At 52.5% G+C, this 22,910-nt stretch carries 11 protein-coding genes and 1 pseudogene; 4 read left to right on the top strand and 8 right to left on the bottom strand.

What is annotated here, in order from left to right:
• Nucleotides 1-693: 693 nt before the first annotated feature.
• The 4 genes from RHM59_RS04455 to RHM59_RS04440 all read right to left on the bottom strand — a co-directional run bounded on the left by RHM59_RS04455 (nt 694) and on the right by RHM59_RS04440 (nt 7,758).
• On the bottom strand, nt 694-1,077 hold the full coding sequence (locus RHM59_RS04455) for a histone-like nucleoid-structuring protein, MvaT/MvaU family (protein WP_322170330.1): 384 nt from the start codon (nt 1,075-1,077) through the stop codon (nt 694-696).
• Nucleotides 1,078-2,393: 1,316 nt separating this feature from the next.
• A complete protein-coding gene (locus RHM59_RS04450) occupies nt 2,394-5,057 on the bottom strand; it encodes a TniQ family protein (RefSeq protein WP_322170335.1) in 2,664 nt (887 codons plus the stop codon).
• 8 nt (nt 5,058-5,065) lie between these two features.
• The gene (locus RHM59_RS04445) at nt 5,066-5,929 is read right to left on the bottom strand and encodes an ATP-binding protein (protein WP_322170338.1); all 864 of its coding nucleotides are present in this window, start codon (nt 5,927-5,929) and stop codon (nt 5,066-5,068) included.
• A gap of 2 nt (nt 5,930-5,931) precedes the next feature.
• Nucleotides 5,932-7,758 carry a Mu transposase C-terminal domain-containing protein gene (locus RHM59_RS04440; protein WP_322170341.1) on the bottom strand — a complete coding sequence of 609 codons (1,827 nt, stop codon included), beginning with the start codon at nt 7,756-7,758 and terminating at the stop codon, nt 5,932-5,934.
• A gap of 1,236 nt (nt 7,759-8,994) precedes the next feature.
• Here RHM59_RS04440 and RHM59_RS04435 point away from each other — a divergent pair.
• From RHM59_RS04435 to RHM59_RS04425, 3 genes are read left to right on the top strand one after another with little or no spacing between them, the layout of a single operon-like run.
• Nucleotides 8,995-9,804, top strand: coding sequence for a hypothetical protein (locus RHM59_RS04435; protein ID WP_322286054.1), 810 nt, complete (start codon nt 8,995-8,997; stop codon nt 9,802-9,804).
• An 11-nt stretch (nt 9,805-9,815) separates the two neighbouring features.
• Entirely contained in the window at nt 9,816-10,757 is a 942-nt protein-coding gene (locus RHM59_RS04430) for a hypothetical protein (RefSeq protein ID WP_322286053.1), read from the top strand.
• Nucleotides 10,706-11,335, top strand: coding sequence for a hypothetical protein (locus RHM59_RS04425; RefSeq protein ID WP_322286052.1), 630 nt, complete (start codon nt 10,706-10,708; stop codon nt 11,333-11,335). The genes RHM59_RS04430 and RHM59_RS04425 overlap by 52 nt, the downstream gene beginning before the upstream one ends.
• 50 nt (nt 11,336-11,385) lie before the next feature.
• Here RHM59_RS04425 and RHM59_RS04420 read toward each other — a convergent pair.
• From RHM59_RS04420 to RHM59_RS04405, 4 genes and pseudogenes are all read right to left on the bottom strand, one after another.
• Nucleotides 11,386-11,835 (bottom strand): annotated as a pseudogene (locus tag RHM59_RS04420) (IS21 family transposase); the annotation flags it as partial.
• A gap of 92 nt (nt 11,836-11,927) precedes the next feature.
• Complete coding sequence (locus RHM59_RS04415; RefSeq protein WP_322286051.1) at nt 11,928-12,677, bottom strand: pentapeptide repeat-containing protein; 750 nt, start codon at nt 12,675-12,677, stop codon at nt 11,928-11,930.
• A 428-nt stretch (nt 12,678-13,105) separates the two neighbouring features.
• On the bottom strand, nt 13,106-13,774 hold the full coding sequence (locus RHM59_RS04410) for a hypothetical protein (protein WP_322286050.1): 669 nt from the start codon (nt 13,772-13,774) through the stop codon (nt 13,106-13,108).
• Nucleotides 13,775-13,808: 34 nt separating this feature from the next.
• On the bottom strand, nt 13,809-20,183 hold the full coding sequence (locus RHM59_RS04405) for a hypothetical protein (protein WP_322286049.1): 6,375 nt from the start codon (nt 20,181-20,183) through the stop codon (nt 13,809-13,811).
• Nucleotides 20,184-20,907: 724 nt separating this feature from the next.
• On the opposite strand from RHM59_RS04405, the gene RHM59_RS04400 reads away from it, so the two are divergent.
• On the top strand, nt 20,908-21,942 hold the full coding sequence (locus RHM59_RS04400) for a hypothetical protein (protein WP_322286048.1): 1,035 nt from the start codon (nt 20,908-20,910) through the stop codon (nt 21,940-21,942).
• The last annotated feature ends 968 nt before the right edge of the window (nt 21,943-22,910 follow it).

Genomic DNA, 22,910 nt, shown 5'->3' with positions numbered 1-22,910 from the left:
CCCTACTCTCGTCCGTCTTATCGTCTACGCCATCGCCCCCTTCATCAGCCCCTGCCAGAATGCTGTACGAGCCATCATTCAACCGGTTCCTTCCGCCGTTATATTGCCGGTCAATCGCGCCCATATCTATCCAACTCGCTTCGCTCTACGACTGCGGTCACGTAACCGTGCTCCAGTGTCCAGAAACACATCTGAATATTTTTGCTTTCAAAAGAGCCATGCCGGGTTTGGGCTGGTTGAGTTCGAAGATCGTCAGCCGTGATTGGCGGAGCTTCTGGTTAAACAGCAATGCAGTCTTGGAGCCCTCCCTCGTTGTCTTATGGTCGATGCCGAACTGTGCGGCATCCGCATCCGCATCAGCTTCCGACTCTGGCACGTAGAACCTATCGGGGAGTAATGCCAGATGTCGAAAACTGCTTCGCATCCCATCTACACAGGGAAGATTCTAGCCGTTGCAAAAAGCCCGCCCTGACCGCCGGGCCATCTTATTAGCCGTGTAGGTAGGCCGCCCCCTCGGTAGAGGGGCCCGTATTGAGGAGAACGTCGAGAAGGCAATACGTGACGTTATGTAGAGCCTCAGCGGCGCTTCGGGCCATAAAGCTGGTTTAAAGATCAGCAAATATGAACCATAGGAGAAGCCCAGCCGGGGTGCTATGACGCGAAGGGTGACTAGAGGAGACTCTACTTGGACAATTATAACTCTCTCCAACTAGGCAGCACATCTGCACCATATTGCGTTTTCCACTCTTTAAGGCGGCCATGATTTGAGCCCCGGGTTTCCACGACTTCTCCGGTGTGAGGGTTTCGATACCGGCGCAACGGTTTTGTAGTTGAATTCGCAGCGGCCTTCAACTTCTCTTCTGATAAGAGTGCTTCGAACAGATCTTCAACCAGTGAGGGCGCAGAGACCGACGCCGCTGGCCTCAATAATCTGAGAACATCTGTAGCACTAAAACTGTATCGGGCTTTCAACGCTACAAATTCCTGATAGAATCGGGCGTCCCTATCTAGAGAAGTGTCATCTTCGATTTTCTTTAGCTTCCCCATAAGCGCTAAGTAATCCATGATCGCAGTCATCACCTATCCCCCCTATAATAAACACCGACTCGTTGATTATCCTCGCCCGCGCGATCGTATAGCCCACAAGTGGCAACTGCGAAACCTGACAGGACGGCAGGCGTGCCATTGAGAGTTACATACCTCACGCCTCATCACCTGCGCTAGTGTCAATGCCCGGAGAGATGCGATCTATCAGCACTTTTATACCATCACTGCCGTGAGTTTCATGAGCCTCAACGAGCTCTACCAGCTCCACTACTTCCTGATCCGTGTACCCGTATCGGCTTATTAGCTCATCAAGCTCGGCACTGAATGCCCGATCCAGTTGATAGTTGACATCGCTGGTCTCAAGCGCATGCATGTCGCTGTCAATTCGTGCCAGCAAACTCTTAATTTGTAGGTGCCTTACAAACGTATGGGGTCGATTCATAGCTGCCTGCCCGCTCGGACTTGACTTGAGTGTAGCGCATGAAATGCACCGCTCAAAGCCGACAGTAGCGTTTAGCATGCGTGTCGCAAAACATAAAAGCCTGTATAATCAAGTAATTAACTTTTCCCGTGGAAAGACCAAAGACTTCCTGACGCGACGGACGGACGTTTTGCTATTCATTGGCCATCCCACAACAGATGATCATAGACGCCCATCTAAATTTATCTTTCTAAAACAGATAGTTAAAGCGATTGCATCACCAAACCGTAACAATCGATCGAACCGTTTTCCGATGAGAAATACAGTGCCATCATAGGCGGGCCAGCTATGCGTGAATGGCATATTATCAATTTATGCTTAAAGACGCTTAAAGCGAGCGCTAAATTTAACATTTTTGAGAATATCGGCCTTGCGGTTTTTTTCGATAGCAGCGCCTAGCCCCCTGTTCCGTCGCTCCCCGAAGCATAAATGCTCTATCTCGGTGGTGTCAGAGCTTCTCGAATATAGACATTTTCTCATATATTGACAGTTGGGTCGTGCATTCTTGGACGGCGGATGTGCACGATCACGCTAAATTTTACGGTGACAAAGAGGGAAATAGCGACTCAACCCGATCGGCGCTCGGCGTCCTTTAACCCTCCGTGCTTCCATGTCTCCGTGGGAACGGTGCAACCTATGGGTGTATCCCATCGCCTAGCTCCTCACGCCTACACTGCCTCCGTGAGGATTGAACGCGCTTGCATGGTCAGGTAGCTGTTTGTTTTTGATTCTAAGTAGTACCAACTTGGGTACCTTGACCACTATCAGAAGATCTACCTTTCTAACGAGCCACTGCTGCACTTCGATGTTCCATAATTTTTGAAGGTAACAGATTTTCTCCGCCGCTTGTTCATATTTAGAGTCATTAACGATCCCTTAGCAACCAAGCCAGTCGAACGAGATCGTCGATGGGTAGATTCTGAAGTGCGCTGCTCCAGATGGCATCGAGGTGATAAGACTGGAAGCACCGTGTTAGTAATTTAAGCTCGTCGCGCGTCACCGGAAAAGAACTGGCAGTGAATATTAAAGTTTGGCGTATAAACCACACCTCTTCTTTGGAGATAAGATCAAATGCCGAACCCAGAAGTAAGTAAGCAATCGCTAACGAGCGTGGCGGGGCCGACTCGATATTTTTAACCATCTGCGCAACGGTTGGTTTGTCATACTCATGCGAATTTAACTTCGAACCTCGGGCAGCTACCAGGAACCAACGGGCGGCGCCGCCATCGCTAACAAGGTTACCCTGGTACAAGAAGATGCCAAGCAAGAAGTACAGCGAATATTTGGATGGGCGCATATACGCAGGTACCACAGGCGCATATTCCACCCAAACCTGAATCCGCAAAACTATTCGACAAATTCTAGTTTCGGCTGATGCAGTTTGGTATCCCCAACGGTCGCGAGAAACCAGCCCTACCCCATGATCGAAGTACCCTCGCGTTGTTTGCTGCATATACGCTTGCCAGCCTCCCGTGAAGTTGCTCAGGTGCCCTTTTTCCAACTGCTGTAGCAATACTGGCTGGCGATGTGCGGCACAGAGAGCTGAGCCTCTGTTACGCCATGCACGCCGCAACGCAGGAGCTCTCATCGCGGCCACATCTTCCTCTAGGCATTGGGCGCAGAAGCGGCGGTTATCATTTTGATCCACTGCATTGATCGGCAGACGAAAGCGCTCCGTCACATGGGTGCTTGTCGGGTCAGGGAACGCCTTCAGGAAGACCTCAGACCTGTAGAGGTCATCGCACTCAAGGTCTCTCGCATCCTGGCCATGATCTTGGGAGCGAGGGCTGCCAAGCAGCACCTCCGGATTCCAGGGTTTGTGTTCATCTGCATAGTCGACCTGCTCCGCAGCATTCTTGGTGCTGGAGAGCTGACTGAGATCGTGAGCGGTAGCTAGCGCAAACGGGGTGGCCGTAGGCTGCAGCAGCGCGGTGCACCATTCCAGAAATCCATCGTGAATGACAGTGACCGCGCTCGACGCCGCATTCCGTGATAACCATGAGCCCAAGGTTTCGTCATGAAGTGGCGTCAAGTAACCTGAGAATGCCCCGCGTTGCTTGCGGCTGCCGCTAGTAAGCGAATCGATTGAAGCTGAGCGCTGGTTATAAAGACAGCTTGAGCTGCCCGACACAGTACTCAATGAAAGACCTTTTTCTGTAGCTCCTCCAGGAGCGACAAACGGCGCAGCGACTGGCCGATCTGTCCGTGTGATAGGGATGACAAGGTTAAGCTCCAACTGTACCTCTATCTGCCGATCCTCGCCCAATACGAAAGGCAGTAGGATTTGCATGCCGCGTAGAGTGTCAGATGCGTCGGGTTGGCGCCTAAATAAGTCATCGCACCCAAGTTCGCTTTCAGGGCTTAAAAGATCTTCTGATCCTGCTGGTTGATCAAGTGCTGCGTCGCTTGAGTGACTGAGTTCGTCGGCGATTGAGCCGATTGATGAAATGGCGGCCTCTGCTTCTTTAGCTTGTTTGGTTTCTTCAGTGCCTTCTGCTCCTTTTGTTTCCTGTGCCACCTTCTGCTGTTTCGCTCGTTCAAAGCGGGCAGGTGAGCTCGGAAACGCATCATTTGGTGGCAGCGGGTAGGAGTCAAACGTGTCAAAGTAGGTGGAAGCCTTAGTTGCCACTGAGGCTGCCATAAGCCCCCTGACCACCGTCACGGTGTTCCCGACCAACCCCTTTGTGTGTGCGTGCAGAATGCCAACGTCGAGCCCACAGAAGGTCAAGGGGCAAGGATAAAGCGCTAGAAAGGATGACGCACCCAGGTGAGTCTGCTCAGTCGCGAGATCGGAATCTGCTCCGACGGAGGCCAGCGTAGATTGTCGAACCAGCACCTCCCGTGGCTCGCTGGCTGGTAGCGGTAAGAGCGCCCGTCCCTTCGCTCTGAGAGAGAGTAGGAATGTGTTAACACGGTTGCCGGGATTGCCCATCCGCATGACCGTCGCAATGTCACGGACGAAGTCCAGGTAGTGCGGGTCGCAAGGCATTGGCTCCAGATCGACGTACTCGACATCAATCTTCATCGCTTGCGCAACGTGCCCCACTTCAGTCAATGGATCGCGTAGTCCACAAAGCACAACGCAGTGGCCGTAAGGTGGTTGGGTCAGTTGCTGGATGGATCCATAGATGTTTTGGACTTTCATCTGGCGCTTATGAAAAAAATCGTGAGCATCTTCGCAGATAACAGCCTGATAACGACGCAGATGGATTGCTGCCTCGTAATGCAGCCTGACTTTCTGGCCTGAGATCATGTCAACAGAAGAGCTGGGTAAGCCCAGTGACTTCAAGAAGTGGGAAGAAAAAACAAAGTCTGCGTTAAAGGGGGCTCGGGGGACGAAAACGGCTCGGATGTTTTTGCGCAACAGCATTGAATGGAGACGTGAAGCGAAAGCGCTAGCTCCCGCTCCAGCCTCTCCTCTAACGATAATCAGCTTGCCATGAGTATTCCCTCCATACTCGCCGATCGACTCAAGTACGCTTTCAAGCGGCGCTTGGTTTGCAGAGCTCCCAATCCAGCGCCGCCCCATGTTGAAGGCTACTCCAGGAAAGCTGGAAGCCGGGCCTCAAAACAGGCATCCAGCAGCGCTTCGTCGATGCATTCATGCCCGGTCTCGATGGCCAGCTTGGCGGAGGTGATCAAGACCCAAACGATATCGCGAGTGCTACCACGGCAGTTCGATACCAGGCTTTCTTGGATTTCACAGGTATCCAGGGTTGATGGCTTGCGCAACGGCATGAACCGAACGAACGCCTTCAGGAAGCGAGACAAGTCTTCCCCAGCTGCATGCCACTGGCGGATTTCCCACACGCCGAAACGCGATCGCAGTTGAGAATCAATGCCCAAGAAGACCTTCAAATCTTCTGTACCCGCAACCACTAAGCTGACCCCAAAATCACGATTCGCCATCGCACGCAGGTATGTGTAATTGGGCTGGATCAGCATGCTTTTCACGCCAGCGAGCGCATTGCCTTCATCGAGAATGCAGACAGCCAGCTTCATCTCTTTGATACGCTCGGAAATGCGTTTGATGCCGGACGCGGTGCAAAGGGATTTTACCGACTGCGTGAACCCCAGATGGCTGAGGAAAACCTGCTGCAAGTCAATGTGCCGGCCGTAGTCAGACAGATCGATGGTGAGAATCGATGTGGCGTCGGGAGTATTGAGCCGCGTTACAGCATGCTCAATCATTTTCGTCTTTCCGATACCACTGATGCCTATGAGCCCCATACAGGATCGGCTACCAATTCGCGTCGCGTGGATCATTCGCTCGATCCCCGTGATGAATGTTTCGCTAGTGTTAGTCTTGATCCAGAGCGGGTTATCGCAATACATGATGCGCTCAGGGCCATCGAGCATTGCTACCTGCTGAAGCTTCTGAGCGAGATGCGGAAAGTCCATAGCTATTCCCCCTCGAAAGGTTCGACATCAAGAGCAAAGTTGCGGGTAGCCTGCTTGCTTTTTTTGCCAGGCCGCTGGTGATGGGTCACCAGCCCAACTTCCTTATCAGCGTCATTGATCTCAAGCTGCTTACGCATGGCGGGAGTATCAAGCAGGATCGACTGGCGAAGCTGATCTGCGCGGGCGAGGAACGCCTTTACGGCGCGCTCACCCAGCTTGCCAGCGCGTTTGAGGTACTTCTGCAGGATCGCCTTCGCGGTGAGCGTACCGGTGGTTTTCTCGCAGCAAGGTACTTCAATCCACTGCCCTTCGAACCGAGCCAACACCATCGACAGGTTGGCCGAATCATATTTCACTCGAATTGGCTTCCCGATCATGTGGCGAAGCACATCGTTTGAGTAGCGGAAGCCGTTCACCTTGAGGCCGGTTTTCGACATCTTAGGGTGCTTCTCTGGCAGCACCTCGATGATGAAATTCTTCACATCGTGCACGCGACGAGGCGCCAAAGGACGGCCTTTCGCATCCCGAAGCGCTTCCCGCCAGCGATCACGTGGAGTCTTGCCATCCTCTCCAGCGGTGTCGTGGTATTCACACACGGCCAAGGTGAAGTACCGGGTGAACTCTTCCAGCGTCATTACAGCGTGCTTTTGCGGATTGAAATCGCGATCCTTGCGCGGCCGCGATCCTGTTCCTCCGGGAAGCATATGGACAAACCCAACGTTCAAGGTACCGAGGACGCGCTCGCAGATACCCCCGTCTTGCTTCTGGTGGCGATGTCGTAGCTTGATCCCCTCCAAGGCGCAGGCAGCGACGAGGTTGCCCGAACGGAACTCACGAGCATTGTCGGTTAACAGTTCATCGAACACGCCGTAGAACTCGTACTCATGATCCTTCAGGCCAACGCTCTTCATGAACGTTTCTTTACTCATCACTGCATGCTTCAAGGTGTGAGCAACACTGGCCAAGCTGGGATACCGAAAGCTGATATAGAAGCCGAGGATGACTTTCGTTTTCGCGCAAACGGCTATTGTGATCCAGGGGCGCCCAACAGGGTCTTTTCGGTCATACCGACTCGCGAGGAAAACGTCGGCTATGGTGTGATCCATTTGTACCTGTTCGAGCGCGCGACTGAGCTCGCGGAAGCCGTCCCGAAGCTTGAAAGCGTCGTCAGCATGATTCTTCCCGTTTACCTGACGATCTTTCATGTGCTCAGGCAGGTTATTCATCCGATCGCATACAGTTTCATACGAGGGCACGTTGTCGATTTTCAATTCAAAGCAGGCTGCTTGGACGCCCTTCCAAACTGTCCGATAAGATGCACCCTCCCCCCGAAAAAGCCATACATGCTCAGCGATGATCTTTTCGACTTCAGGGGAGATGGCCTTAGTTCCTTTCTTGCGCCCGCGCTTTTTACCGAGCAAGCTGATAGGGCCTACTTCAATATTAAAACGCTTACGCACTTCGTAGTAGCGCTGGACACTCAAACCGCATTCCTTGGCGGCTTCATCGACTGACAAGTTATCGGCAAACTGCTTTTCTATGATTTCAAAGCGATGGCGCGCCTGCTCTTTCTGCTCTGGTGTGAAATCATCACCCAGGATTAAGGCTCGCTTCGCGGTTTTGTCTGCAATCTTCGCAACAGCCGCCTGAAGTAACGTCTCGTGATCGACGGACTCTACCTGGGCGGAGCTCACAAGACGCAGTGTGTCGTTACGGATGCTTTTAAGATGCAGCTTTCGGGTGGTCTCGTCGATGCCCTCGACGACCCAGATATCCCCTTCAAAATTTACAAGCTGTTTGCTGCCGTCTGGATTGGTGTATGTGCCCATGGCACACCTCCACGCGACCAGCCGGCGCCGCTGAGGCGCAAGCACCGCGCTGGTCAATAGTCCTTGAGACACCGATGATACCGGCGCTTCCAAGGATATAAGTTTTGGGCTATTCCGAAGGGTAGCCCCCTGGCTTTTCCGTAAACGCCTCGCGATTCAGCGGGTGGAAGCGCAGCACCTCATGAGAAAACAGTCGATCAATTTCTGTAGCCACCGTCTTGTAGGATGGCGACTTGATGCCCGCTTCTTGGCACCTGGCCCTGACGTCGTTCCACACAGCTCGCTTAGTGCTGCATGCCTCGAGCCACCCGGCTCGGATAGCATGCTCGACGATCTCTGCAGTTCTCGCAGGAAGCGCTGACGGCTCTTGCGCCAGTTCTGCGATTCCGCGCAGCGACCGGGCGTCAAGGGACTGAGGGTCGAACGGACTTTTATGAGGCCAACTTTCGCTGGCCTTAAACTCATCAGCACCCATAGGAAGTTTCTAGGAAGTTTCACTGCCGCAGGCGCGATAATCACCTTCGCAGGAAGGTGAGTGAACGACACCGGTTTGAACTCATGCTTTCCTGGATGCTGAACGCAAAGCATCAGTGAAGCATCGGCTCTCATGAATCGGAGCTTAGGCAGCAACTGACACGATCCCGGTATTGCCGGGAAAAACCCATTGCCTTGAATCAAAGTGCGAGGGCTGTACGTGGTCGGGATAGCACCGGTTTTGATGAGCCTTAACTTGGGTGATTTAGCATGAGCCATGAAGAGCCTCGCTTAGTAAGTTCTGCTAGCACGTGAAGAAGGTTCTGCCTACTTGGCATCCGACACTTTTCGACTTAGGCAACACTTCCTGAGTAGGTTGTGTATGCATGACCATTAATGGCGTTAAGCCATAAATTTTCAAAACAACACAGCCTTGTTTGAGGTCTAGCAGGCAAACCGACTACGTCAAATTCTATAAATTTGTTTTTTTAATTAGTTCAATTAGTTCAATAGGTTGAATGTAAAATCTTTACGCTGTCAAAAAACTGAAATGAAGAAAATCCAGGGTGGATTTTATTTTTTTTAACCCTGCAGAGGGCGTGAGGGAGGAAACGCGAGGGTTGCGAGGGGATCGGTTTTTAGCGGCTGGTCACAACAAGCTACCTAAGGTACTGATTCGACAAACTCACTTCAGAAGTCGATTCTCTCAACGGGCCATGTCCTCAATGTTCATGGCCCTGTCATCGAATGAGGTGGCTACCGATGAAACTGATTCAGTGCCGTTTCTCTTCAGGTCAGCGTTTACCGTTACTCGTGCAGGTAGGTAACGCGGCGCCGTTGCCCATGCTCATTCCGTTCATATACGTTCAGCTCAAGCTCAGGCATCGTGCATACAACACGGCCGCAGCGCACTTGCGTGCTATCCAGGCTTTCTACACCTATGCCCAAAGCCGAGATATTGATATCGACGAGACCATCTTGGCCTGCCACTTTGAGGCTATGCTGGCTTTATTGGACGGTTACGCGATCTGGCTTCAAAGCGGCCGTCAGGCTGATAACCTGGTTGGCCGAATTGGCATAACTGACATGGCGACTTTTCAGCAGATCGATCCGCGTACTCGTGACCAGTACCAGCGGTTGCTGAAGCAGTACCTGTCCTGGTGTGTCACCCGATACATCCCGCGCGCTCGTCAAAACTCAACCACCCTGGCTAACATCGAGGTGGTATTTGCAGATTTGTTCATCTCTGACCGAGGCCGTCCGCTGTCGATCCGCGCGTTGTCTAACGTCCTTGATCGGCTGTTTCTGACCATTGAACTGGCTCATCCGAGACTATTGCCTACACTTTCCGCTCATGACTTTCGCCACACTTTTGCCGACCGCTTTTTGGCTTACCTGGTGGAGAAGCGTGGGCATGACCTGGAGCGGGCCACGGACGAACTCCGACAAGTCTGCGGCTGGTCTGACACTTCGACGATGCCACGCCGTTATGCAAGTCGTTATTTAGCCGAGTCGGCCAACCTCCACAACGCCCAGCGTGCGTCGGCAGCCTGGAGCCGACTTGACAGTTAAGGAGGTTCGCCGTGACCAAATCAGCCGATCAAGAACACGCTTCACCCTCCTCCTCTTTTCCGGCCTACGTGTTCCATGGCCCGAGTCAGGTTGCGATTCGAACACGCACCAGTGACCAGCCACGGTACGTCGATACTCGATCAAACGTGTGGACGTGGTACGACGGTGGTCGGGCCATGAAAATCGATTGGATTGCACTTCAGCTGAGTTCGGAGCTTATTGAAATAGGCAAGGGCTTTATCGCCTATGCGCTTGAGAAATATGCGCCTCGAACGGCATTCATGTTCGCAAACTCCCTTCGATTTTTATCTAGTACGGTTTTAGCGGATGGACTTCCTTGGGATTTGCATAAGCTGACCATCGCCCTTGAAGAGTTCAAAAAATCAGGAGCAGATCTTTTAGGGTTTCGAAGGCTTTACCGTTGGGCAATTGATAGAGGGATTAAGGGTTTTGACCCAAATATCTATCTGAAAATTAAAGATATAAAATCAGATCGTGTCGATCCCTACGCCCGCATTTACCTCTCCCAGTCCGGATTGGAACTGGATGAGGAGATCCGTCTATTAAAACGAATTGATCGAGAGGTTTCTTGGGTTGAATGGATAAGTTTTCAGTTCAATATAATGCTCCATCTGAGTTTCGAGTTGGGGCCGCGCTCGATTCAATTCCATTCGCTTGACATTACGGATTTCGAAGTCATTGAAATCTCTGATCAGGAGAAGTACTACACCCTCTGGCTACCCATGGCCAAGAAGGTTGGTCAACGTCGCCCTGATCGCAGGCCCCGCAAGATAACTGCCCGACTAGGTAAAAAAATTGAACAATATGTGCTATGGCATCAACGGCGCTTTGGAAATGCCTGCGAACCATTGTTTGTCAACCTGCCGGGAAGCGCCTATCAGTGCTTGAGATCGGCAATGCCCTCAAGCACGAGTTGCTTGAGGCAGGTATAAACAAGCCAAACCAAGTTTCCATGCTGCTACGTCATCACCTTGGGCAAGGGTTGGCGGACCAAGGAACGCCGGCAGACATGATTGCTGAACTACTCGGTTACAACAGCACGGTCGCGGCGCGGGCCTATGTCACGACGACCCCCAACATCGCCCGGATCAAAGAGAAAGCGCTTGGCAAGAGCCCTGCCTATCAACGCATCATGCGTAGTCTATTAACCGGAGAAATCGTGCAGCGTCGCAATACCGAGTCGGAAAGAGAGGTTCGCGGCATCGTCGACACTCAGTACATCGGGGATATTGGTGCCTGCGCCCTGCCTACCCACACGAACTGCCCCTATAATCCGGTCTACTCCTGTTACACCTGTAAAAAATTTCATCCCTTTGTTGACGGTCATCATGAGCAGGTAAAAGAGGCGCTGCAACGGGAGGCGCAACGGTTTATTGATACGGCAGAACAGGCCGGTGACCTTCTACACAATAGGCCGCTTGCCCAACATCAGACGACCATTCTGGCGGTAAGCGCGACTATTGAGCGCTGCCGACAGCATGCGGGGGTAACCGCAAATGACGTCGACTAGGGCCAGGCAAAACCTTGAAAATTTTATCAACCAGGAACGAACAATATTTTATGGGAGACCTGGATACGTCGAAACAGGCCACCGATCAGCAGACCCTCTTCGCTCCAGTCAAATTGAAAGGCCTCACCGAGGGCAAAAGTCAGCGGTACAAAAGCTCGTAAAGACTTGCCTTGCTCGCCTCGCCAACAGCGCACAAACGCCGTGAGCTGGCTATAGCCGCCGTCATAACCCTCGGCCTTGATCCGCTCAAACAGCGCTTTGGCGCTTCTACGGTTGTGCTTTGCCCGGAACGAATCGGCCTTGAGCGCCTGCTCCAGTGTCTCGTGGAATGGACTGAGTTTATTGAAGGTCGCGCACCGCTGGTACGCCGGCTGGGTTGCTTCGGGTGCTCTGACCCATTTTCGGATGGTGTTTCTCGACAGCCCGGTACGCTTGGCTATCTGATGCAGCGAGAGCTTGTCGCGGAAGTACATCCGCCGGATTTTTCCCAACATTTCCATGCTGATCACCCTGTGTTCTCCTGCTCGAAAAGTGAGCAGAAGCAGTTGAACACCTGGGTCAGTTTTCAGTCGGCAGATCAGCCTCTACTGGGTCAGTTTTCGGTCAGCAGCAACACTCCTTTGAGACCATGCGCGATTTCTGCCATTTCCAACTGGAAGAAATGCTGCTCTTCTTGAGGTGCCTGTAGCTGGCTGAAGGAAAGCCTCAGGTATCGGTAGGTTCTGATGTGGGAATCCTTTCCCGTTGCAGGAGGAAACGTTACATACTTGAACGACATGTCCTGATGTAGTGTGCAGCCAAAGAAAATTGGCGGTTTTTTGAAGGTGGCATTGTCAAAAAGGGCGGTATCTCGAAATTCCCGATTTTTGAAGCTCACAGAATCTTTGAATGTGCACCTTTCAAAGGATATCCGATTGAATGTCTTGCTTGTGGGATCGTAAGGTGTCCAGTCGACTGCTTCTTTTGTATTGTCCTGGATAGATTCGAAGCATACGGCTTGTCTGAATGTGCAATCGGCAAAGCTGATATCAGGACCGAATTTTACCCCGTTGAATCGAGTGCAGTGTCCAAATGAAGATCCTGAAAAGTCATTGTCTCCTTCAAACTCTGCGTAGTCAAAATCAATCCAGTCCTCAAGATAGATTGATTCTAGGTTCGTATACCTTGAGAATTTAGTGCTCTTAAAACTCGAGCGGGCATCAATTGTGACATTAGAAAAGTCAGATGACTCTCCGATGATTGCCCGGTCAAAGGATGTGTGGCGTGGGAGTTTTGCACTTTTAAAACTTGCACCCGGCCCGAATTTGAAATCGTCGAAATAGATTTCCCCGCCGAAATCCATTGTAGACCGCAGAAATCAGTGTCCGAGAAATCTGCAGTGTTTACATAGTCAAAGTGGCCGTAGAGCTCCGATGGGAACTTTTCTCGCCAGGCATTCCATGTGCCAGCCCCCATCTTGGCGAGCGCCATACAACCTACTTTGCTGATTCGATCTGGTGTGCCGTGTACTTTGTTCTCAAAGAAAACTGACAATCTCTCTTTGAAGTTTTCATCAACTTCATCGAGTTTTGTTCTGATATCAATATGTTCCTGAGTTTCTTGCATGCTGTTGCTCTAACCAGAGTGAATTTTTTAAGCCAGCGTGAACGTCTCGCTGCTTAAGGTAGCCTTCGTCGACTCCATGTGTAGCGGGTTGAACAGATAGCTGGGTATGTGGCAATCACACTGGGAACCAGTATCAGTGTGGGGCGGTCATTGATACGAGTACCCTTACCGTAATTCAGATTCGTCCACCTCATCCTCTTCAACTGCATCATCGGAATTCAGGGAATTACGACACTGATCAACGAGTGCTGCAAGCTTTGACTGAAAGGTCTCGAGGTTGGATAGGATCACGCGCCGCTCGTCCTTAGGAGCTGGCCCGTCTTTCTCTTCCTCGGCTAACGGTCCCGTTGGCTCTTCCAGTTCAGTGTCTACGTCATCGTCGATAAATTTTGAATAGAAGGCCTCTAGGTCGAAGTCTTCTGAAGCTGGGATGACTAACAGTTTCTTCCACCGTCCCAACTGGTCAGTCAGGAATCGTTCATCCTCCGTTAGCGCATCCCATTCAGCATCTTCGATGGATCGAACCTCTACGGGACGGGTCAACAGGAGTCCGCTCATGACGATCTGTGTGAGCACACCGAACATTTCATGAAGCAGATCATCTTTCGAATGAGTGCGTCGAAACCGTGCCCAAGGATTCGCCGTAGGCTGCATTGCAGTCAGAAGTTCTATCGCGGCCATCTGACCACCCATTGGGTCAACCGATGCCGGTAGAGAGCGGCGGTTTGCCCAAAGCTTGATTATCAATTCCGCAGCTTGCTTTTTTGCTGTCTGTCGGACCTCCCCTTCACTGTTCTCAGCGAGATCCATAAGTTCTGCAAGATGATGAGCCATCCAGCGAGACGCCAACTCACCACGCGTGTCGTTTTCAAGCTGATGGACAATCGCTCTCCCAAGATCCAATACACCCTTCGGCGGTATAGAGGCGCCCTTCTTCGTCGAGTCTGTAGACCCGAGCGTACGTGGCCTCGGGATTCTGCTCTTCCGAGTCATAGCCTCGTCGACTGCTGCGTCCTTCACGTCTGACCTCCATCACGATGACAAGCTCAAGCCCCTCATTCTGTAGGAGCGCTTTTAACTGATTACGCTCGGTCAGCAATCTGCATCCCGAGGTCGAAGGGTACGATTGATAGTGATCTCCGTCCGATTCACGGTCACCCCAAACTTCGTAGCGAAACATTGCTGCTTGACCGGGTAACGACCAGGCATTCCCGCCATCCGGATCGCATTCCAGTCCGTATTCGCCGATTATCCAGCTCGCTGGCATCCAGCCCACGAGCGTTGCGTTGCCTCGCAAAGGATCTTGACTATCGATTCCGCCATCTGAATACGGTCGGCTTAGCCAGGGAATCATCTGATAATCGCCGTCATCGCCGTCGTAAGCGTCCTCACTCTCGGTCGGGATCGAATAATCCCACGTGCTCTCCATCGTCTGTAAGGTGCGTACCAAAGATCCGGCAAGTTCCTTCTCAACCAGAGCGCTTGAAAAAGAAAGTGTCTCAACGCGATCGGCATTAACAAGCCGCCATTCACCGCCGACAAGGATGTGGCCAGGGCAATCGGTCGGTATCATCTCTCTCCGCATGTTGAGCTCTGAGACCTGCTCCACCCAAATAGCTAGTGATTCCTCGGATTTCCGCCAGAAGTCAGACCGCAGTGGAATAGGCCCCAGTAGGTCTGCCGACCAGCACGGCGGTTGGGTTAGCATTTGACGTTCGACGCGATTAGACAGAGAACTCCAGTCCGAGTGTTCTCCCTCAGCGAGCGGCTCGGTTCGTAGCAGCTCGCCAAGGGAACACCATAGCGCATGCCATTCGAGATGGGTGCTCAGGCGCTCGAGTGTCGGATTGGCACCATGATCATTGCGCGTGAGAGCCCAGTCATGAGATGAGATACGTCCCTGCTGACGTTCTGCCTCGTACGATCGAATTTCGCCAGGATAACCCCAGCGATCAATAATCCAGGTCTCTGCCGTAGTCAGCAGCAGATCTTGGGAAACATTGGCAAAGCTATCAAGCATCGGATCGTACCAATAAGGCACCGTATCCATAGGGTCGAACTGAAAGCGGCGTTCTGGTTCTCCGGAGCCGTTACGGACCCGAGGTGGCCTACGGCTCGTCCCCGGCAGAGGTATCAACGCTGATCGCCCGGCAGCATTCAATTGTTCTATTTGGGAAGGATCAAGCGCAAGGGCGCCCGCGTCTACCAGTTTGAGGCAAGCATCGCGCGCAAATGAGACAAGAAGCAGATGTGGAAAAGTCTGATCCAACGCGACGGCGAGTAGAAGTGTTCCCACTTGAGCACCTATTTCTGGCAGCTCAGCTGCAATGCGATCCCAGGCAATCACAAACCACAGCCGCGCGGCGATCCAGAAGAAGTCGAGACGAGAAGACCGAAAGATTGACTCATCCCGACGGCCGTATTCGTCGATTAGCGCTTTCAGCTCTTCGACAGCATCAAGTCTGGCCAAACGCCGTATCCCATGAGCTGCGCGCCATCGCACTCGCACATCATAGTCGCCCAAGCATGCATAGAGGAAACGCGCCACCGATGCTGGAACGTTTACAGGTACATCCCGCGGTTGCCAGGTTTGGTCTCGATTTTCGGGCGAGACACGTTCGGCAAGACGGTTTGCGTACCATACGCCAATGACTGACGAAGAGTGCGGATCCAGATGCCCTGCAATCAGCCCCGCCAGAACAAAGACCTGTTCTCCGTCGAACATTTGCCCATGCTGCTCCACACCACGCAAAAGCAAATTTGCTGCTCCATCTGGGGCCAAACCAGTCCACTTCAATGCTTTAGGGAGAGACGTTTCGCTGTGTCCGATGTATCTGGCAAAATCGGGAAGGCGCTCAACGATAACTTCGGGCAATTCCGATGCAGCCCATCTTCGAATGGCCGGTGTATTCCATCGATCGAGCATTAGCAACATCATTTCGACCACGCTCGCACCATCTCGAACCTTAAGGTCTCGTAACACCTTGAGAAAAGCCAAGCGGTCACGTATCTCAACGCGTTCCGCAGCAGTTGCAATCAGATCCGATAGCGAAACATATCTATCTTCAGTACGTGCAGTCTGAAGCGCAGTTTTCAAAGCATTGGCAAAGTCCTCGCCGTTGAGCAGGTTCTCCCGGGTCCAAGTCGTTGTGGAGCGAACTTCAGGCTCTGTTGTCGCTACTTTCGTGATAGCGGGCAGAGAAGAGGCTGTCTCCTCCAGACTTTCAAGAAATGCCTGTCGCTCACGGAGTGCCCTGCTCCATTGCCCCGACCACTTCGCCATCCCACGACTAATGAGCAGCTTGCTGTTATCACGTTCGTTGTGGCGGATTAATGCGTTCCACGCCGCTTCCTCAAGATAAGATCCTGGGTTAACGCAGTTGGCGACGTGGTCCAATGCTGCATCATCGATTGCATGATTGCCGTGCAGCATCAACTCTAATGCCATTGCCGCAGCTGGGTCTAGTGTCCCTTGGGTGAGTCCAGAGTTGAGGACCGGCGCCAGTGTTTGAGAGAAGTCGACGAGATTGGCATCTTGCCACTTCGCCGTGTTTGCGAGCGCGAGAGGAAGGTCTAAAGCCGCAACAGTTTCCATGACCTCTTTCCAGGGCAGGTTCTCATCGCCGTCTAGACGGACGGCTGCATCAACCAGCACCTCACAAAGATCACGGGCGGCTACTCTCCTGTCCTCGACGTCACCAGTGCCTCGCTTGAAAAGCTGGCCGAGCAAGCGTAGTTGCGCCACGATTTCCCGATCGAGTTGGCTGGCGGCCTCAATTGCATCATGAAAAACAGCATTAGCATCGTCGGGACTGAACGGCAAGAGCAGGCGTGAGTAAGTTAGAAGCGCTTGGGATTTGTCTCGGGCGCCAATGCGTTGAGTGCCCATAACAGAAGCCGCTGTGTCAATATCCACGACAAGTGCGGCCTGCAGTTCTGGGCGCAGCATCATACGCTCCGCAAACTCTATATCCGGCTGCAAATCGGAGTCTCCCCGCCTACCATGAATTCGCTTGGCGATGCGTAGAACGAACTCCGCGTCTAATTTACGGCCTACGAGCAATAGCGCGCCACGAGCGGCTGCCATGGCAAGCGCGCTGGCACTGTGATCGCGCGCGAGACGCCATGTGTTGCTCTCTTTGTGCCTCGTCGCTTGTTCCAGAACATTAGCGATTGTGTCGTCATTCTTCCCGGACATCGCTAGTGCAGTCGCCGCATAGACGGGATACAGCATATTGGTCAGCTCGTTTAGCTTACGATCTGCCTCTTCTTGGTGATAGGTGTCGCGGCCGCGCTCCTTTTTCTCCGCGGGCTCGGGCCTGGATTCGTAGAGGTCGTCGGGTTCCAACTTCCCGCCGGTCCGGGCCGCTCGGAGTGCGTGCGCTCGAAAGAGCAGATCCATATGACTTGTGTTACTGATATGAACCTTGTCGATTCTCCGGCTGTCAGGCAAAAGCACTACATCCAAGAAACCATCTACAGCAGTCGCAGATAGCGGGTCCGCAGCAAGAAGCTCACAAGATGTCATGGCAACATCCATCATCCATGACCACAAGCTTTCCAGCAGACTGCGTGCACCCTGACGCTTGGGAGATAACATCCAGCGCTTGCAAAAGGCGCTCAGGCTGCTCGTGAGCCTTTTGGTATCCAAGGGAGCACCGGACACCACCAAGGGTACGAGTACAAAAAGCTCTTCCCAGGGTTTGAGATGACGTGTGTCCAGTACTCCCTGAAGCAGACCCGACCCATCTTGCGCAATTAGCCGCGGAATCAGGCAGCGCGCCACCAGCAGCCGAACCCGCTTCGGCTTCCATTTCCACAGCGACTGCAAAGCAAACTCTGGCCCATTACTGCGAAGCGCTGTTTCGATGCTGGCCGCAACGTCTGCAACTTCAAGCCGCCAGTCGCAATGCTGGGCCTTTTGAATGAGGGCTTTACGTGCAGCCATCCAAGCTTCGATAAATCGCTGCCCCTCATGCAACGAAATTCGATCGCCGTTGAGCGAGTCAATCACTTGTTTGTGAAGCAGGAAAGCGCCGTGGTAGCCGATTTGTTTCGGATCGGTAAGGACGAGCCTCCCAGCAGTGTCAGCAGCGAATCGCACCGCAAGGTCTGGATTATTAGACAGGAGTGCCCGTAGCGCGCGCTCAGTCTTGAGCCCTTCGCCTCCGATGAGCACGAAACGCAGCGCGCGTTGACTATCGCCCGCCTTCCGACAGAAGGAGATAGCTAACCGTAAGCGCGTAAGTTCCGCTTCTCGCCGCTTCACCGGATCATCAATTGCAGCCGGCGAAGGTCCGTGTTCAACGAGATCAAGCAGCTTATTGCCCAAGCCAGACGCAGCGAGTAGACCTGCGACGTGCTGCGCAGCATAAGAATCGCTTTCGCAGCGGCTCATCAGCCAATCAGCAGCGTTCTGGGTTACTTCGCTTAGCATTGACTCCCCCGCTTCACGGACGAAGTGCTCGAAGTCTTCGTCCGCAAAGGCGACAGTGTTTTCAGTGAGCCGAATCGCTGGTGCCATGTCGGTGCAGATGTCAATCAGCGCTGGCACCTGGATACGAATGATCGCGCTGAGATCTTCTATCGGTACTGGCCGCGCAAGAGCAATGAGCCCTGCACAAAACCTTGGAAGGTCTGTTGCGATTCCGCTTTTCCCCAGGGCTCGCTCAAACTGCTCGCGAAATACTTGGTCCAGAGACCGGCCTGCGGGCAAGAGGCGGTCAATCGCTTTTTCGGGAGGTGCATCACCCAGATCCATAGCATAAGCTTGGACTCTAGGTACTCCCATGGTCAGCCTGTGAAACGCATCGATCCAATCATCTGTTGCAGCCCACTTCCGCTGTACATTGATTTCAGTTTCATCACGGGTAAACGGTTCGATCTCTGAAAGTCTATAACTAGACGGTAGGGCAAGTTCAGCGAGACGGCCTGTCCTTGCCGTAACGATGAACCGGACATTAGGCGGCAAGTCGCCCAGTTCCAAGAAGTCGTGTACAAAGCAAGCCTCAGGCGGTTTGCGTGTTGTCGCAGCCGTAACGGCATTGTCGGCGGCGTCAACGGCAATGACGATCAGCGCGTCCGGATATTCAGACGCGTGCGCCTGGGCTGCGTGGCCTAGGCGATTCGAGAACAGGCGCGGAGGGTCTGATAGCTGGTGACGGCTAAGCAAAATTGGCAGCCGCAGCCTCGTGGCAAGCTCATTGGATAGCTGTAAAAACGCGTCCACATGTCGATGACGCAAAGTAGCGGCATCTAGATAGGTGCCACCTCCATAACAATCGTAAGTCACCATGATCGAATGAGGCGGGAGCATCGCCTCAATTTGCTGCAGCGCAGTCGTCTTGCCGACCCCTCCAGGACCATGTAGACAGATTCGCTGTTTGCCGGCAGCGATCTCGGTCGCAATGTCAGCGACGCTGCTCCGTGGCACCGGTGCATCAACTCGTTCAAGGACAGGTGGGCAAGGGAACAATGCGCCCATCGTAGAGACGCCGAGTTCGAGTAAAACTGACTCCTTCGTTATTAACTCGCCCGCAAATTCGGGACGCATGCGCTGACGAATGAACTGGCGAAGATTAGAGACTGGCGCTTGTAACTCGAGATCGGTCCATCCAGAAATATCAGCGAGCAACTTTTTCTCAATCGCGAAGCGCGATCCTGCTCCACCATTGAATCGAAGAGCCTTTGCAAATTCGGGCAGCACAGATTTGGACAGTCCGGCGGCGAACGCCATTTTTCGCTCGTCCGGCTCATCCTTTCCAGGTCGTTTTCGTGGAGCGGATACGCTACCTGTTGCGAGCTTTGCTGTAACAGTTTTTAACTCAGCCGCGATGGGCTGGTTGGTTACCAGTGATACTTCAACTGTTCCTTTTGGCTCCAGGGCTTGTATCCCAGCCCAGGCTTTTGCCAAGCGATTCAGGACGCTGTCCTCGCGCTTATCGCCGCTCACCATTCGTGCGACGGTCCACGAACTGCGAGGATTCGCGGCGGAATACTTCAGTTGCTCCAACAATATACGATCAGCTTCCTTTGCGTTGCCGCCGCCTTCGTACAATGCGCAATCCACGCCGTCCCACGTAGAAGGGGATGACCCAGCTTCGTCACTTGGAGCAATCCCTTCTACAGTCAACGCTTGAAGCGGATCACGGTCGTCTAGAAGGCGGATAGCATGCCGGGCGGCCCATAACTCGTGGAAGTCGTCGCCGGTGTTGGAACCTCGAGCTCCTCTGAAATCACTCACTTGCGTTCCTTGCATCCATCAGTTGATCGCCCAACACCCACAACCGGTGCGGTCGCAGATGGGTAGTTTGTTGTTCGGCATTTTCTTCGCACGCTTGAGCAACCGTCAATGCCTGACAGCACTGTGACATCGTTGCAGAGCTCCCCCGGCACGGTAAAATGCCCAGCCACGGAGTAATTCTTACGAGTCGCAGGTGTACATACCAGAGTACAGCGCGCGGCCTTGATCCGCGCATCGGGTATTTCGGTGATTTGCGCCATTACGCCTGGAGCCATTGCTGCTAGTGTGTTAATCGCCACCCTGCCCGCTGCCGCTGTCTATCGGAAACCAGGGGCGATTCAGACGTACCTCCTGTGGAGATCACCTTCCAGTACCCACTGGGTATCGTATGAACCTTATTCGCCCCAGGCAACCAACCCATATTCCGCTCGTAGAGTGACCCCGTCGCCACATACACCGATTCCACACCCTGAACCTTGCTCAGGCTCCTCTCTGAACCTCCAAACGCGCCTAGGCGCTCCATACCGGTATGTTCGAAATTGGAAAGCTCATCTGACTTATGGACAAGGCTAGTTGGCGTAGGTGAAAGAAAGGTATTTCAGTTTAGGTCGGGCGGCCAATGCCGACTTAAGCGGAGAGCATTAAAGTTTCTTGCTCTTGTTCCGATAACGCAGTAATCCTACCTCATCGCAATCACACTATTTCATGCAGGATCTTAGTAATAATGAGAAGTATAAAGCGAACTACCAAAACTGCTTCCGGGGAGCACGCTGCCATTACTAGGCGAGAAAAATTTCTCGAACTCACGAAGCGAGTTTCATTAGTCGGAACCGCTCTTTTCTTTTTTCTTTGTATCACTCCGGCTCAATGGCGACTTGTATCATTTTCAACAACTGTAATCTTTCTTGGTATCGCGATCGCAATTAGTGTGATGCAAATTCTCCACCCAGAAAAATATGATCTCAATAAATTCGCTGGTTTTTTGGGAGGCATAGTAAACTGGTACGATAATCTTGAACGCTATCATCAACTTTACCTCAATGTTATCCTGTTCCTCCCTTTTCTGGGATATCTTTACTTGCTGGACCCCAGCAATTTATTTGCACCGACCGCGATAGTATTTTTTATTTACTGCCTAGGCGTGGCTGCGCATGATGTTTATCGCATCTACGCAATCCTCTATGAAACCACGGTTGGCAAGGGGTTGATCGCCATCGCATTTGCTGTTGGCTCCAATCTCGCGTTCAGCGTCTCGGGAAAAATAATCGGTGGAATGGCTCATGTACCCCCTACAACCTTTCCTCATACTTTGGCTTTTTTAGCAATATTCGCGATTCCATTTCTTTTTATTGCTGCGGGAGCAATTTTTATTCCTATCTCCGTTGCAATGGCTCCATTTTTCATTTACGGATCGACTTTTGCGACAAAAGCACCACGACTTACGAAATGGATTTTTGGAGTTAAGGTTAATGATAAAGGCAGTCGCTACGCTGTTGCTACAGTTATTTTTCAGGCAATTTTTTATTTGGCGATTTGGACTTTGACGCCAGCAACATTTTTCCTTCTGCTAAATAGATACGACCAACAAATAGAATGGGCTATTGGACAATTGATATACGAACTCGATATGTATCCAGGCACAGAATGCAAGATGGGTTTAAGTTATCGCCAAGCATCGCTAGGCGACGAGAACTATATTTTAGCAAGCAAACAATCAGCGGGCATAACATTCGAATCGCCAACAAAATGTGCTCTCTGACGAGCCCCTTATGCGTATTGAATCGACCGCAGAAAAAAGGGCCCATAAACAGGCTGTGTGAAAAACCCAACCAGAAATTGAAGAGCGCGCTTGTGCGTGAAATCTGAAATTGATCGGCTGGTTTGTGAGGTCGGATTGTGCATGCGGTTTTCAGCCCTATTTTGGTGGTCGCTTCGCTCACAAACGCTTTCACACCGCTTGGGTCGAAAGAGTTTTAGCCGCTTGCAGTCAGCCTGAACCTTTTTGCGAGCGAGGGCGGAGTCCTCATGCTGGTCGTTCAGCCGATCGCATCGCCTGACCAGGTCATACACTGACTCTCCATAGCGCAACAATTGTGGGCCGGAGCTGATCGAATGCGACCGCCTTCATTGTGGTCGCAAAAGCCTTGCCTTAGGCCCATTAATGCCTGCACCAGAATCAATGGCGGCCCCCCGTTTCTTTCTGAGTGTGGGTTGCAGCCGCTCACTATCGTTCGCAAGCCAGGGTACAACCTTGCTGGCGGTCAACCAAGATATGCCAAATGCGAACAGACCGGCCGATTCGCCTGCAAATACAAAGCCTCGGTATTTTTCGTCCAAGTGGAATATCGCCCCAACTCCTAACGCGGCAACCGATCCGAGTATTGCGATAGCGCATATTAAGTAGATCACCATTCGTCGGCCGGCCATAGTCGGCTTTTGAGTGAGCGACTGCTCGCATTTTCGTTTAGCCCTGAGGTAGAAAATGCGGCAAAACGCGGTAAGGACTAGAAAGAGAACTGTAGCGGAGGCCAGATGAACGCCGGGCACCCGTTCCATCGTTGGGGGCTCAACACAGCTGGCTAACGCGGCTCCCGCCGTGCGCACGGCTTCGTCAACAGATGGGCATAGCTTGCAGTTACATGGGAACAACGCAACCCCAAGTGCAGCGACTGCAGCAATCTTGCTCAGCCAGGCCTCGCACTTCGAACCGCCAAGATAGGCAAGTAG

Origin of the sequence: Pseudomonas sp. MH10 (assembly GCF_034353045.1) — a bacterium.
GTDB lineage: Bacteria > Pseudomonadota > Gammaproteobacteria > Pseudomonadales > Pseudomonadaceae > Aquipseudomonas.
Note: the sequence above shows the minus strand (reverse complement) of the source record. Positions and strands in the feature narration are given on the sequence as shown.

What these genes read in the sequence shown, in the direction of transcription:
- RHM59_RS04440 (WP_322170341.1), bottom strand. Translation starts at nt 7,758, where the DNA reads ATGGGCACATACACCAATCCAGACGGCAGCAAACAGCTTGTAAATTTT.
- RHM59_RS04415 (WP_322286051.1), bottom strand. Translation starts at nt 12,677, where the DNA reads ATGGATTTCGGCGGGGAAATCTATTTCGACGATTTCAAATTCGGGCCG.
- RHM59_RS04450 (WP_322170335.1), bottom strand. Translation starts at nt 5,057, where the DNA reads ATGGGGCGGCGCTGGATTGGGAGCTCTGCAAACCAAGCGCCGCTTGAA.
- RHM59_RS04455 (WP_322170330.1), bottom strand. Translation starts at nt 1,077, where the DNA reads ATGACTGCGATCATGGATTACTTAGCGCTTATGGGGAAGCTAAAGAAA.
- RHM59_RS04400 (WP_322286048.1), top strand. Translation starts at nt 20,908, where the DNA reads ATGAGAAGTATAAAGCGAACTACCAAAACTGCTTCCGGGGAGCACGCT.
- RHM59_RS04445 (WP_322170338.1), bottom strand. Translation starts at nt 5,929, where the DNA reads ATGGACTTTCCGCATCTCGCTCAGAAGCTTCAGCAGGTAGCAATGCTC.
- RHM59_RS04410 (WP_322286050.1), bottom strand. Translation starts at nt 13,774, where the DNA reads ATGGCTCATCATCTTGCAGAACTTATGGATCTCGCTGAGAACAGTGAA.
- RHM59_RS04435 (WP_322286054.1), top strand. Translation starts at nt 8,995, where the DNA reads ATGAAACTGATTCAGTGCCGTTTCTCTTCAGGTCAGCGTTTACCGTTA.